Annotated in this window: 15 protein-coding genes; 10 read left to right on the top strand and 5 right to left on the bottom strand. The window is 64.0% G+C overall.

The window, feature by feature from the left end:
- The first annotated feature begins 42 nt into the window (after positions 1-42).
- The gene (lepA, locus tag Q0Y42_RS01105; RefSeq protein WP_297799234.1) at positions 43-1,851 is read left to right on the top strand and encodes a translation elongation factor 4; all 1,809 of its coding nucleotides are present in this window, start codon (positions 43-45) and stop codon (positions 1,849-1,851) included.
- A 58-nt stretch (positions 1,852-1,909) separates the two neighbouring features.
- On the opposite strand, the gene Q0Y42_RS01100 is transcribed toward lepA, so the two are convergent.
- Both Q0Y42_RS01100 and Q0Y42_RS01095 read right to left on the bottom strand, forming a co-directional pair.
- Positions 1,910-3,007: an FUSC family protein gene (locus Q0Y42_RS01100; protein WP_297799232.1), complete on the bottom strand. Its 1,098-nt coding sequence runs from the start codon at positions 3,005-3,007 to the stop codon at positions 1,910-1,912.
- On the bottom strand, positions 3,004-3,477 hold the full coding sequence (locus Q0Y42_RS01095) for a MarR family transcriptional regulator (RefSeq protein WP_297799230.1): 474 nt from the start codon (positions 3,475-3,477) through the stop codon (positions 3,004-3,006). Before Q0Y42_RS01095 ends, Q0Y42_RS01100 begins: the two co-directional genes overlap by 4 nt.
- A gap of 132 nt (positions 3,478-3,609) precedes the next feature.
- Between Q0Y42_RS01095 and Q0Y42_RS01090 the strand changes: the two genes are divergently transcribed.
- The 4 genes from Q0Y42_RS01090 (at position 3,610) to Q0Y42_RS01075 (ending at position 7,693) form a co-directional block, all read left to right on the top strand.
- Positions 3,610-4,371 (top strand): NYN domain-containing protein, encoded by a 762-nt coding sequence (locus tag Q0Y42_RS01090; protein WP_297799228.1) that lies wholly within the window; start codon positions 3,610-3,612, stop codon positions 4,369-4,371.
- Between the two features lie 110 nt (positions 4,372-4,481).
- Positions 4,482-4,772: a hypothetical protein gene (locus tag Q0Y42_RS01085; RefSeq protein ID WP_297799226.1), complete on the top strand. Its 291-nt coding sequence runs from the start codon at positions 4,482-4,484 to the stop codon at positions 4,770-4,772.
- Positions 4,773-4,853: 81 nt separating this feature from the next.
- The gene (gene cobT, locus Q0Y42_RS01080) at positions 4,854-6,722 is read left to right on the top strand and encodes a cobaltochelatase subunit CobT (protein ID WP_297799224.1); all 1,869 of its coding nucleotides are present in this window, start codon (positions 4,854-4,856) and stop codon (positions 6,720-6,722) included.
- Positions 6,719-7,693 (top strand): esterase-like activity of phytase family protein, encoded by a 975-nt coding sequence (locus Q0Y42_RS01075; protein ID WP_297799222.1) that lies wholly within the window; start codon positions 6,719-6,721, stop codon positions 7,691-7,693. Before cobT ends, Q0Y42_RS01075 begins: the two co-directional genes overlap by 4 nt.
- Here the strand turns inward: Q0Y42_RS01075 and Q0Y42_RS01070 are convergent.
- The 3 genes from Q0Y42_RS01070 to Q0Y42_RS01060 all read right to left on the bottom strand — a co-directional run bounded on the left by Q0Y42_RS01070 (position 7,690) and on the right by Q0Y42_RS01060 (position 9,464).
- The gene (locus Q0Y42_RS01070; protein WP_297799220.1) at positions 7,690-8,274 is read right to left on the bottom strand and encodes a demethoxyubiquinone hydroxylase family protein; all 585 of its coding nucleotides are present in this window, start codon (positions 8,272-8,274) and stop codon (positions 7,690-7,692) included. The two genes, Q0Y42_RS01075 and Q0Y42_RS01070, sit on opposite strands and share 4 nt — an antisense overlap.
- Positions 8,275-8,284: 10 nt before the next feature.
- On the bottom strand, positions 8,285-8,824 hold the full coding sequence (locus Q0Y42_RS01065) for a disulfide bond formation protein B (protein ID WP_297799218.1): 540 nt from the start codon (positions 8,822-8,824) through the stop codon (positions 8,285-8,287).
- Positions 8,825-8,885: 61 nt separating this feature from the next.
- Entirely contained in the window at positions 8,886-9,464 is a 579-nt protein-coding gene (locus tag Q0Y42_RS01060) for a YqaA family protein (RefSeq protein WP_297799216.1), read from the bottom strand.
- Positions 9,465-9,668: 204 nt separating this feature from the next.
- Here Q0Y42_RS01060 and Q0Y42_RS01055 point away from each other — a divergent pair, with 204 nt between their 5' ends.
- From Q0Y42_RS01055 to Q0Y42_RS01035, 5 genes are all read left to right on the top strand, one after another.
- Positions 9,669-9,863, top strand: a complete 195-nt coding sequence (locus Q0Y42_RS01055) for a hypothetical protein (RefSeq protein ID WP_297799214.1) — start codon at positions 9,669-9,671, stop codon at positions 9,861-9,863.
- A 108-nt stretch (positions 9,864-9,971) separates the two neighbouring features.
- Positions 9,972-11,003, top strand: coding sequence for an isoaspartyl peptidase/L-asparaginase (locus Q0Y42_RS01050; RefSeq protein ID WP_297799300.1), 1,032 nt, complete (start codon positions 9,972-9,974; stop codon positions 11,001-11,003).
- Entirely contained in the window at positions 11,003-11,476 is a 474-nt protein-coding gene (locus Q0Y42_RS01045; RefSeq protein WP_297799212.1) for an isoprenylcysteine carboxylmethyltransferase family protein, read from the top strand. The genes Q0Y42_RS01050 and Q0Y42_RS01045 overlap by 1 nt, the downstream gene beginning before the upstream one ends.
- Positions 11,467-11,751: a hypothetical protein gene (locus tag Q0Y42_RS01040; RefSeq protein ID WP_297799210.1), complete on the top strand. Its 285-nt coding sequence runs from the start codon at positions 11,467-11,469 to the stop codon at positions 11,749-11,751. The genes Q0Y42_RS01045 and Q0Y42_RS01040 overlap by 10 nt, the downstream gene beginning before the upstream one ends.
- 85 nt (positions 11,752-11,836) lie before the next feature.
- Positions 11,837-12,844, top strand: coding sequence for a fumarylacetoacetate hydrolase family protein (locus Q0Y42_RS01035; RefSeq protein WP_297799208.1), 1,008 nt, complete (start codon positions 11,837-11,839; stop codon positions 12,842-12,844).
- Positions 12,845-12,865: the final 21 nt, after the last annotated feature.

The following is a 12,865-nucleotide window of genomic DNA, read 5'->3' as shown; positions in this document are numbered from 1 at the left end:
TGGAAGTAGCCTTTATGTGCGCGCGATGCTAAGCGCCGCTGCATGACAACGCCTCCTATCGAACGCATCCGGAATTTCTCTGTGGTCGCCCACATCGACCACGGCAAATCGACGCTGTCTGACCGTCTGATCCAATTCACCGGCGGCCTGACCGCGCGCGAGATGTCCGAGCAGGTGCTCGACAATATGGACATCGAGAAGGAGCGCGGCATCACCATCAAGGCTCAGACCGTGCGTCTGAAGTACAAGGCCAAGGATGGTGAGGAATATATCCTCAACCTGATGGACACGCCGGGCCACGTCGACTTCGCCTACGAAGTCTCGCGCTCGCTGGCCGCCTGCGAGGGCTCGATCCTCGTTGTGGACGCCTCGCAGGGTGTTGAAGCCCAGACTCTGGCCAACGTCTATCAGGCCATCGACAACAATCACGAGATCGTTCCGGTCCTCAACAAGATCGACCTGCCCGCCGCCGAACCCGAGCGCGTGAAGGCCCAGATCGAGGACGTCATCGGTTTGGACGCCTCGGACGCCATCGAATGCTCGGCCAAGTCGGGCATCGGCATCGAGGACGTGCTGGAAGGCATCGTCACCCGCCTGCCGCCGCCCAAGGGCGATGTGAACGCCCCGCTGAAGGCCATGCTGGTCGACGCATGGTACGACCCCTACCTCGGCGTCGTGCTGCTGGTGCGCGTGTTCGACGGCGTGCTGAAGGCTGGCATGCGCGTGAAGATGATGCAGTCTGGCACGACCCACCTCGTGGACCGCGTCGGCGTCTTCCTGCCGAAGAACACGCCGGTCGAGCAGCTCGGCCCGGGCGAGGTTGGCTTCATCACCGCCCAGATCAAGGAAGTGGCCCACGCCGCCGTCGGCGACACCATCACCGACGACAAGAAACCGACCGCCGAACCGCTGAAGGGCTTCAAGGAAGTCCAGTCGGTGGTGTTCTGCGGCCTGTTCCCCGTGGACGCCGCCGACTTCGACGACCTGCGCGCCGCGATTGCCAAGCTGCGCCTGAACGACGCCTCGTTCACCTATGAGATGGAATCCAGTCCCGCTCTGGGCTTCGGCTTCCGCTGCGGCTTCCTCGGCCTGCTGCACCTTGAAATCATTCAGGAGCGTCTGAGCCGCGAGTTCAATCTGGACCTGATCGCGACGGCCCCCTCGGTCGTCTACAAGATCAACCAGCGCGACGGCACGACGGTGGACCTGCACAATCCGGCCGACCTGCCGGACGTAATGCAGATCGAAAGCATCGCGGAACCGTGGATCAAGGCCACCATCATGACGCCGGACGAATACCTCGGCGGCGTGATCAAGCTGTGTCAGGACCGTCGCGGCAACCAGCTGGAGCTGTCCTATGTCGGCAGCCGCGCCATGGTCATCTACGAACTGCCGCTGAACGAAGTGGTGTTCGACTTCTATGACCGCCTGAAGTCGATCTCCAAGGGCTATGCCTCGTTCGACTACGAGATCACCGAATACAAGATCGGCGACCTCGTGAAGATGAGCATCCTCGTCAACTCCGAGCCGGTCGACGCCCTGTCGATGCTGGTCCACCGCAACCGCGCCGAGACGCGTGGCCGCGGCATGGTGGAGAAGATGAAGGAACTCATCCCGCCGCATATGTTCCAGATCCCGATCCAGGCCGCCATCGGTGGCAAGATCATCGCCCGCGAAACCGTCCGCGCACTGCGTAAGGACGTGACTTCGAAATGCTACGGCGGCGACGCCACCCGCAAGAAGAAGCTGCTGGAGAAGCAGAAAGAGGGCAAGAAGCGCATGCGCCAGTTCGGCAAGGTGGAGATTCCGCAGGAAGCCTTCATCGCCGCCCTCAAGATGGACGACGATTGATCGGGTCTTCCAACATCCCGAAAACAAAAGCCCCGACCGGATGGTCGGGGCTTTTTCATTAGGCTTGGCCTGTGTGGTTGCTGTGTAGCTGGCTGCGATCCTTGCGGGTGGAAATGATCACTGCGATCAATATGCCGATGGCGGCGCCCAGCACGGTATCCAGCACCCGCTCGGGAGCCATGGTCGCGCCCGAACTGCCCGGGTTGGACAGATAGGTCATCATCAGCGCCATAGGCGTCACAAACACCTGTCCCAGGGCATAGTTGAAGCCGATCACGATCTCGGTGACGATCTGAAGGGCGACAAGGATGGCAAGGCCCATCCAGATATTCGGCTCCTGCGACAGGATCATCCAGATCACGACACTGCCGACCACGGTGCCCGCCACACGCTGGAGCGCGCGATGATAGGTGGTGTGAAGATGCACCCCCTGAAGCGCAGCCGTGGCCCCCATGGCGGCCCAACCGGGGTGGGCCTGTCCCATACTATAGGCAATCAGCCCTGCGATCGCGGAGCCGACCGAGATCCGCAGGAAGGCCGGCGCGAACTGTGCCAGCTGGTTGCGGACCGAAGGCACGGACTGGGGATTGGGCCCCTCGCCCTTACGCAGGAACTCGGTCGCCGCGCAGACAACCACCGCAACAATGCCGCCAAACACCGTGGCCGCGACACGCAACCCCACCTCTGTCAGGCTGGACGGAGCGTGCATGCCCGCCATGCCTGCGAACATGAAGATCAACGCCCCCGGAGGTCCAAACCGCAAGATCATACAGATCAGGAAATAGACGGCTCCCAAGACCGACAGCAGCACCAGCAGCACGGGCATCGGCAAGCCAAAGAATGAGGCCAGCGACATGCTGCCGATCGAGACCATCATGCACAGGGCGGCATAGCTGACGATGATCGAGCGTCTGCGTTTGGGCGCGAACCGGCCAAACAGCGCCGCCATGGCCCCGAGGCTGGCCGCGCCGATCAGGTTGGACCACGGCGAGACTGCTACCAGCCCGACCGCCAGCGCCACAGCCAGACCGGCCTGAACACCCGCCAGAATGGAGTTGCCCCATAGGGGCGGGCGCGCGACGCGAAGCGATGCCGACATCTGTTTGCGCGACATCAGCATGCGGGCGGCGTCGCGGCGACGAACCGGCTTGTTCATTTCGCGCCCTCCCGCCCTGCGCGCTCTTGCTGGCGCAGGGTCAGTCTGGCGTCGATGCGGCCAAGCGCATCCATCATCAGGGCCAGTTGGTCATCATCGAGATCGACCAGCATTTCCGCTTCGCTGGCGTCCAGCAGGCTGCGGATACGCAACACCTGCTCCAGCCCCTGCGGCGTCAGGTTCAGGATGCGTGCACGGCCATCCATCGGGTCGGGCGTGCGCGTGATCAAACCGCGCGTCTCCAGAATATCGACCAACCGCACCAGCGTAGAGGCATCCACCCCCACCAGCGCTGCCAGCTGTTTCTGGGTCAGACCGCCGCCCGTCTCATGCAGATGGACCAGCGGCGACCACGTCGCATCGCTCAGGTCCGCCTCGGCCAGCGCGGCTTCCAGCTCTCTGCGCCAGCGGCGGGCGACAATCGAAAAATGTATGCCGAAACGGCTACGCACATCATCACTACGGGTCATCGCCCCTATTTAGGGCATTTAGTTGGATATTCAAACTATTTGAAGTTCGGGAGCCTTATGGGGCCGGAACCGCTTTGTGTTGACCTCTGGCCGAACGGTTCTGAATATGGCCGTCAATCTTCAGGAGTTGCCATGACGACCAATGCCCAACCGTTGAAGCTTGCGCTGTTGATCGATGGCGAGAATGCCTCTCCGAAGATTGCCGAGGCGCTATTCACCGAGATCGCCACCATTGGCGAGCCGACGGCGCGCCGCATCTATGGCGATGCGGCCAGTCCGGCCTTGCGGAACTGGGTCGAGGTCCTGCCGCGCTGGGCGATCCAGTGGCAGCAGAATTTCCAGAACACCAAGGGCAAGAACTCGGGCGATATCGCGCTGGTGATCGATGCGATGGACCTGATGCACTCGGGCCGTTTTGACGGCTTCTGTCTGGTGTCGTCCGACAGCGACTTTACCCGTCTGGCCTCGCGCATCCGCGAACAGGGCCTGCCCGTTTATGGCTTTGGCGAGCACAAGACGCCCGAAAGCTTCCGTCAGGCCTGCACCCGCTTCATCTATATCGAAAACCTGCTGCAATCGGCCGAGCCGGCGGCAGAGGCCCCGAGCGCCCCCTCAGCCGAACCGCCCGCCGCCAAACCGGCCCGCGCCGCGCCCAAAAACATCAATCAGGCCCAACAACTGATCATCAACGCCCTGAATGCCAGCGATGATGACGGCGACGGATGGGCCGCGCTGGGTCCGTTGGGAACGCGTCTGAAAACCACCTATCCCGACTTCGACCATCGCACCTACGGCTTCCAAAAACTGTCCGATCTGGTCCGCGCCCTGCCCAAGCTGGAGATCGTGTCCTCGGGCGGCAACGGTCTGAAGGTCCGGATCAAGCCGGGGAAGTAGCGGGCCGCCATTCGCGATAACATTGTTGTTTATGCAGCCATCGGTTACGGTCGCTCCGGTATGGAGGATCGGCGATGATAGGCTTCGCATTCGCAGTGGTTGCGTCAGTCATGGCGACAACCCAGCACCCTGCTCCTCCGGCTCAGGCCCCACTGCCGCGCCCCGCACCGGCAGCCTCCTCATCCTCCGTCAGGTCGATTACCGCTCAGAGCGCCCCGCGCGCCGGAACCCCGACGCGCACCAGCTGCGCTTGGCAGGCAGAGACCGGCAGCACCCTGCGCCGCCGCGTCTGCCGTGAAGTGCCGATCAATGGCGCACCCGGCGATCCCGAGGCGCAGGCTATGCTGCGCCAGCTTCAGGGCATACGCCACGATCCCCAAACCCGTCCGGGTGGCGGCTAAGCTGTAATCCGGACCGTTCAACATCGCCTTTGAGACCCTGCGCCCTCTTCCCCTTGGCGTAGCATCGTCTATGTGTGGGGCATGGCCGGACCCGAGACACCGCAGGAAACCTTTAAACGCGCCTTGGCCCATGCTGCGCGCGCGCTTGCCGAACATCCCGAGCTGGAAGTTCACTTTGCCTCGGACGGTCCCAAGCTGGTCGGCAACATCCTGACCCTGCCGCACCCGCCGCGCGATCCTTCGTCCAACGAAAGTGCCGCCGTGCGCGGGCAGGCCGACCGTATGGCGCTGAAGCTGGCCAACCACGACGCCGCCATCGACGCCAAGGCCCGCCCGCTGGACCGTACCGCCGCCGAGGTCTTTGACGCCATCGAACAGGCGCGTGTGGAGACGATTGGCGCGCGCAAACTGGCCGGTGTTCGCGCCAATCTGCGGGCGGCCCTGACGGCGCGACTGGAACGCACGGGTGCCCTGCGGGCCGAGCCGGACCGTATTCCGCTGAGCGAAGCGGCTGCCCTTCTGGTGCGCGAACGCATCATGCAGACCCGCGCCCCCGACGCGCTGGGGGCCATGCTGGACAAGGTGCGCGACGATCTGGAAGCCAAGGCAGGACAGCAGTTCGATGCTCTGGCCGAAGCGGCTGATGACCAGAAACTGTTCTCCAGTCGCCTGAACGACCTTCTGCGCGCGCTTGATCTTGAGGCAGGCTCTGCCGACACGCCGGACAACTCCGAGGACGAAGGCGAGGACGAACCGGACCAAGCCCAGCAGGACGCGCCCGACGAGGAAGAAGAGGAAGAGGACGGCGAGGCCGAAGGTGGCCAGTCTCTCGAAGGCAGCGCCGACGAGCAGACCGCCGAGGAAGAGCGCCAGACCCGTCCCGATGGCCGCCCCGCCGATGCCGAGGGCGAGCCGGGCGAGGAAGATCCCGAACTGAGCGAAGGCACGCAGGCCAATCGCAACGAAATGCCCGACGACGGGCGCAAGGCCGAGCTGTACCACGCCTTCACCACCGCCTTTGACGAGGTGGTGGACGCCGCCGACCTGTGCGATCCGATGGAGCTGGATCGTCTGCGCGCCATGCTGGATGCCCAGCTGGCGTCGCTGGGCAGTGTGGTGTCGCGTCTGGCCAACAAGCTGCAACGTCGCCTGATGGCCCAGCAGAACCGCTCGTGGATGTTCGACCTCGAGGAAGGCATGCTGGACACGGCGCGCCTGACCCGCGTCATCACCGACCCGTCCAGCCCGCTGTCGTTCAAGATGGAAAGCGAGAGCGCCTTCCGCGATACGGTCGTGACCCTGCTGCTGGACAACTCCGGCTCCATGCGCGGTCGCCCGATCATGGTGGCCGCGGTCTGTGCCGACATCCTCGCCCGTACGCTGGAGCGTTGCGGGGTGAAGGTGGAAATCCTCGGCTTCACCACCCGTGCCTGGAAGGGTGGCCAGAGCCGCGAGGCATGGATCAATGCCGGCAAGCCCACCAATCCGGGCCGTCTGAACGACCTGCGCCACATCATCTACAAGGACGGCGATGCCCCGTGGCGCCGCGCCAAGAAGAACCTTGGCCTGATGATGCGCGAGGGCCTGCTGAAGGAAAACATCGACGGCGAGGCCCTGCAGTGGGCGCACAACCGCCTTCTGGCCCGCAGCGAGCAGCGCCGCATCCTGATGGTGATCTCGGACGGCTCGCCCGTCGATGACTCTACCCAGAGCGCCAATGCCGCCCTCTATCTCGACAAACACCTGCGTCAGGTCATTGCCGAGATCGAGACCGCCTCTCCGGTCGAGCTGCTGGCCATCGGCATCGGCCACGATGTCACCCGCTGGTACAGCCGCGCCCTGACCATCAGCGATGTGGAGCAGCTGGCCGGGGCCATGACCGAGAAACTGGCCGAGCTATTTGACGCCCAGCCCGCCACCGCCCAGACCCGCAGGCGCAAGGCCGCATGAACCGCAAACTCTATCTCTCCGCGATTGCCTGTCTGACGCTGGCCGCCTGTGCCAGCGCAGCGATCACATCGCAGCCGTGGACAGATAGTGCCTCTGCCGGATGGACGGCCCAGTCCGCCAGCACCCGCACCGTGGGCTTAGGGATGGGCGGATGGACGCTGGGTGACGGCGTGACCTTTGCGGGCGGGGTCCAGATATTGACCCCCACCGTCTCTACGCTACGCAGCCTGTCCGATCTCAAACTGGTGGGCGACGACGGCTTTGTCGCCGTGTCCGATGCCGGAGATCTGGTGCGCGGGCAGATCAAGCTGGACGAGGACGGGCGGCTGGTCGGGCTGGAACAGTTCCGCAGCCATCGGCTGTCGCTCACCGATGGTTCGCCCATCACCCAGAAGGTCGATGGCGACGCCGAGGGCCTCGCCATCCTGCCCGATGGTCAGCTGCTGGTCAGTTTCGAGCGCGAGCACCGCATCTGGACCTATGGTCCGCTCGATGCCCTGCAAAATCCGGCAAGCCTGCCGCGCCCCATCTGGCCGTTCAACGAGAACGGCGGGATGGAAGCCATCGCCGCTGCCAGCCAAGACAGCTGGCGCGTCGCGGGCGAGGATGGCGGTATCTGGGACTGCACCCGCATCACCTGTTCACTGGTGCAGATGCCGCCCGACGAACCGCTCAAGGATTCCGATTACCGCATCACGGGCATGGACCGCGATCCTGACGGTCACGGCTATTGGGTGGTGCAGCGATCGTTCAAGCCGCCGCTGGATGCCCGCGCGCGCGTGCGCCACATGGCCGAGGACGGCACGCTTGGCCCCGTGACGGTCGAGCTGAAACTGCCCGGCACGACCGACAATTTCGAAGGCATCGCCGCAACGAAAAGAGGCGGGAAGACCCGCCTCTACATCCTGTCAGACGATAATGAGAACCCGCTTCAGCGCACGCTGATGCTGGCCTTTGATGTCACGCCCTAAACGCGCTCGCTGATCTTGATCGCGGCCTTGCAGCCGATCTTGATGACACTGCTCAGCAGACGATAGGCCGGAGCCTCGCGGCTGCCGTGTGCTACGGCATGGTCGTGGTGCATCAGCTCCTCGTCGCGGAACTGGGTCAGTTCAGCCGCCAGTTCCGGATCGCGGTCTTTGATCTCGGCGATCTGGTCGGCGTAGTGTTTCTCGATGACGCTCTCGACCGCCTCGGTGCAGGCGTGCGCGGCCTTCTCGCCTAAAAGCGCCGTACCGGCTCCCAGCACGGTGGCCGCCACCTTCCACACCGGAATCATGGCTGTGGGGCGGACCTGATGCTCGTTCAGCAGGGCGTTGAAGCGGTCCAGATGAACCTGTTCATGGCCTTCCATCTCCACCAGATCACCCGAAATCTCCTGCTTGCCCGCGCGGTCGCCAAGAATGGCGCGTTGGGCGCGATAGATCTGGACCGCCGCGAACTCCCCGGCGTGGTCCACGCGCAAGATCTCGGCCATGCGGCGCGACTGCGCGCCTGCGCCCGGACGGGGCAGAGGAACACGGCGGGCATCGGCAACGGTGTCTTGGGTCATGGCCAAATCCTTAGTTCCGCGGAGCGCGGGCGTCCTTTGGACGTTTTGCCGCGATCAGGCTCATTACAGCCAGCGCCAGCGAAATCATAAAGTTCCATGCAGCCATGGAAAGACCGAGGAAGCTCCATGGAATATCGCCGCAGCTGGTGATCGGCGCAACCTCGACCGAGCCGTCGAGAATGCCTGCCAGATTGCCCAGATCGACATCCAGCGGATTGCCCGCCGAACAGGTGGCCGGAAGTTCCCACCACTTCTGCTCGCCACCGGCGTGATAGCCCGCGGTGATGGCACCGGTGATGAAGACCAGACCCAGCACAAAGGCCGCCAGCCTCGGCGTGCCACGACGTGATCGGCTGATCAGGTGCCATAGGGTCGCCAGTCCCGAGACGACCAGCGCGGCCCAGTAAACCTCGCGCTGTTTCAGGCACAGATTACAGGGGTCCAGCCCGCCGAAACGCTCGAATGCGTGTGCCGCCGCCAGCATGGCACCGGAAGCCACAAATGCGACCGCCGTCCACCAGCGCTTCAGTTTGGAATACAGAGCCTTCATGAGGGCAGTCTTAGCTCCCCTTGGCCCCGCCGTCATCATTACCGATGGGTCAAGCGCCCGATCAGTGAATAAAGCGCACGGCCACAAAGCCCAGGACGAAGATCACCAACAGCAGCACGGTAAATAGCGTCAGCCGCTTCTCGACGACTTCCAGCATGCGCGGCCCCCACGTCTTGAGGACAAAGGCCACCAGAAAGAAGCGCGCGCCCCGCGTCACCACACACAGGGCGATGAACAGGGCCAGATTGAATTTGAATATGCCCGCCGAGATGGTGATCAGCTTGAACGGGATCGGCGTCAGCCCCTTGATCAGGATCACCCATTCGCCGTGTTCCTGAAACAGAGCCTTGGAGGTTTCGAAGGTGTCGGCCTTGCCCATGGTCGCCAGCAGCCACAGGCCCAGCGGTTCCAGAAAATAGCCGATCAGATAGCCCAGCAGGCCGCCCAGAACCGACGCGACGGTACAGACGGTGGCATAGAAATAGGCACGGTCAGGACGCGCCAGCACCATGGGGGCCAGCATGACATCCGGCGGGATCGGAAAGAACGCGCTTTCCGCGAACGACACCGCCGCCAGTGACCGCGTCGCATGCCGGTGACGGGCCAGCGAAAAGACCCAGTCATAAAGTTTGCGCAGCATTTCTACTCCGACAGCTCGCCTACGGGGCTGTCTTAGCAAGACCTGTGCCCGACGGCGAGGCGACCTCCTGCCTCACCCGATTACGGCCAAAGCTTGACCATAAACCGCGCCCCGCCTAGCTTTGCCGCGTTAACCATTGAGTGTGTTCATTTGCTCGTGTCCCTGCGTCGCCGCCTGTCCAGCCTCCGTCTCGAGAGACTTGCCATGCCTATGCACACGCCATCCTGGTTTCCCTGGCTCGGCCCCGTCTGCGCTTTGGCGGGCGGCTGGCTGCTCGGTATCCTGCTGTTTCAGGGCGGTTTCGGAACCGTGCTGATGACCGGACTAATCTGCGCCTTCGTGCCATCCCTGACCGTTCGCCTGCATCATCACTTCAGAAGACGCCGCACCAACGGGTGACATTCTCAAGACTGCGCCCTATCACCCCCGTGTGGAGTAACGGAGGGAACGGTTTTGAAACACTCAATCTTGATCGCGGCAGTGGCCGCCTCGCTGGCGACGGCAGGCATGGCGCAAGCCCAACCGACGGACGGGCGTTGGTCGCTGGCGATCCACGGCGGCGCAGGTGTGATCAACCGCAGCGACCTGACGCCGGAGCGCGACGCCCTCTATCGCCAAGGCCTGAGCGAGGCCCTGCAAGCCGGTGAGGCCGTGCTGGCCGCTGGCGGCACCGCTATCGACGCGGTTGAAGCCGCGGTTCAGGTGCTGGAAAACAACCCGCTGTTCAACGCCGGCAAGGGCGCGGTCTTTACCTCTGCCGGCACCAATGAAATGGACGCCGCCATCATGGATGGCACGGACATGAACGCCGCATCGGTGGCCGGTCTGACGCGCACCCGCAACCCGATCCGTGCCGCCCGCGCCGTTCTGGAGCATTCGCCACACGTCATGCTGATCGGCGAGGGCGCCGAGACCTTTGCCGCCTCGCAAGGTCTGGAACAGGTCGAGCCCGCCTACTTCTTTACCGAAAGCCGCTGGCAGGCCCTGCTGAAGGCCCTGCGTGAGCGTGGCGAGGCCCTGCCCGCCCGTCCGGCTGGCGCACCGCCCGCCCCGCAAGAGTTCGGCCCCGCCGCACCCTTGGCCTTCAACCTGCACGAAGCGCCGCTGGACGAGCGCAAATACGGCACGGTCGGCGCTGTCGCCCGTGACAGTCAGGGCCGTCTGGCCGCCGCCACCTCGACCGGTGGCATGACCGCAAAACGCTGGGGCCGTGTAGGCGATGTGCCGGTGATCGGCGCAGGCACCTATGCCTCCAACGCCGATGGCTGCGCCGTCTCGGCGACGGGTTCGGGCGAGTATTTCATCCGCGCCACCGTCGCGCGCGACATCTGCCATGGCACAGCCAGCGGCAAGACCATCCAACAGGCCGCCGATGCCGAGATCGCCGAGGTTGGCCGTCTGGGCGGCGACGGCGGCGTGATCGCGATTGCGGCTGACGGCACGATTGCCTTCTCGATGAACTCGTCGGGCATGTATCGCGGCGCCGTCTCCAGCGACTCTGCGGCCCGTGTGGCCATCTACGGCGACGAAGAGAACTGATGGCTCCGGTCCACGACACACCCGGTATTCGCATACCCCCGCCCCTCATCTACCTCGCCTTCCTTCTGGCCGGATGGGGCGTGGAGCGGGTGGTCGTGGACTGGACCTTTGGTCTTGAGGAAACCGTCCAGCGCGTGATCGCGCTGGTTCTGGTGGTGGCGGGTCTGGTGCTGGACGGCATGGCTGCCGGCCAGATGCGCCGCCACAACACAGCGGTCGAACCGTGGAAAGGAGCGACCACCCTTTTGACCGACGGTCTGTTCGCACAGACCCGCAACCCCATCTATCTGGGCTTTGCGGTCACCTATGCGGGCTTTGCCGTGGGCATGGATTCGCCGCTGGCTCTGGGCCTTCTCGTGCCCTGTCTGGTGGTGATGGACCGCCTTGTCATTCCGCGAGAGGAAGCCCACCTGAAGCGCGTCTTCGGGACCCCATACGAACTCTATTGCCGGAAAGTGCGACGTTGGCTGTAAATCCTCCTCCCCACGAAAACGAACTGTCGGAAATGGCTCTGGAGGAGCTGGACGCCGCCTGCGGTTTGCATTTTGCGGAGATGCGCCAGATCACGCCATGGGGCGATACCTATGAGGCCATGGCTCCGTCGGGCCGAGAGGTCGAGGTCGAGCGCCGCTATCTGTGGGACAATGGCACCACCGGCGGTGCCATCGTCGTCGAGGTCGAGGTGCGCGATCCGATCCAGCAAACCGGTGCCGAGGCCCGCGCCGTCATTTCCCCGCCCTTGGCCTGATCCCTTCACGCGCGAGTGAACGCGCAGCCCTGTTCCGGTGCCAGTTCGGCCTTGCCAAATGGACAGCGCGGTCTAGCGTTCACTCATGAAACTTGCCTCGCTCAAGCATGGCCGTGATGGCCGCCTCGTCGTCGTTTCCGAAGACCTTCGCTGGTACACGGACGCCTTCCTGATCGCCCCCACGCTCCAAGCGGCGCTGGATGACTGGGAGCGGTGCGAGCCTTTGCTTCGCGCCCTGGCCGACAGTCTCGAACACGAAGCCGTGCCGCGTGGCCGCTTCCACGAGCGCGAAGCCGCAGCGCCCCTACCGCGTGCTTTCCAATGGGCCGATGGCTCGGCCTATGTGAACCACGTCGAACTGGTCCGCAAAGCCCGCAACGCCGAAATGCCCCAGACCTTCTGGACCGATCCGCTGATGTATCAGGGTGGATCGGACGGCTTCCTCGGCCCGCGTGACGCCATTCCGCTCAAGGACGAAAGCTGGGGCTGCGATCTGGAAGCCGAGATCGTGGTGGTGACCGGCGATGTTCCGCTGGGGGCCAGCCGTGAAGACGCCTTGTCGGCCATCCGTCTGGTCGGGCTGGTCAACGATGTGTCGCTGCGCAACCTCATTCCGGCGGAACTGGCCAAGGGTTTCGGCTTCGTCCAGTCCAAGCCTGCCAGCGCCCTGTCGCCTGTCTTCGTCACGCCGGATTCGCTGGGCGAGCGTTTCAAGGATGGCAAGCTGCACGGCCCACTGCTGGTCAGCATCAATGAGCAACCCTTTGGCAAGGCTGATGCGGGCGTCGATATGACCTTCGACTTCGGTACCCTGATCGCCCATCTGGCCAAAACCCGCAGCCTGTGCGCGGGCACGATCATCGGGTCCGGCACCGTCTCCAACAAGGATGCCGACGGCGGTCCGGGCCGCCCCGTCAGCGAGGGTGGTCTGGGCTATAGCTGTATCGCCGAGGTCCGCATGGTCGAGACCATCCAGCAAGGCGCGCCCAAGACCGGATTTCTCAAACACGGCGACGTCGTGCGGATCGAAATGCTGGACGAAAAGAACCACAGCATTTTCGGGACTATCGAACAGAAGGTCAGCCCCGTCTGACCATTTACAACGCCGCTCTTC

This window comes from uncultured Brevundimonas sp. (assembly GCF_947305955.1).
In the GTDB taxonomy this organism is placed as follows: domain Bacteria; phylum Pseudomonadota; class Alphaproteobacteria; order Caulobacterales; family Caulobacteraceae; genus Brevundimonas.
Note: the sequence above shows the minus strand (reverse complement) of the source record. Positions and strands in the feature narration are given on the sequence as shown.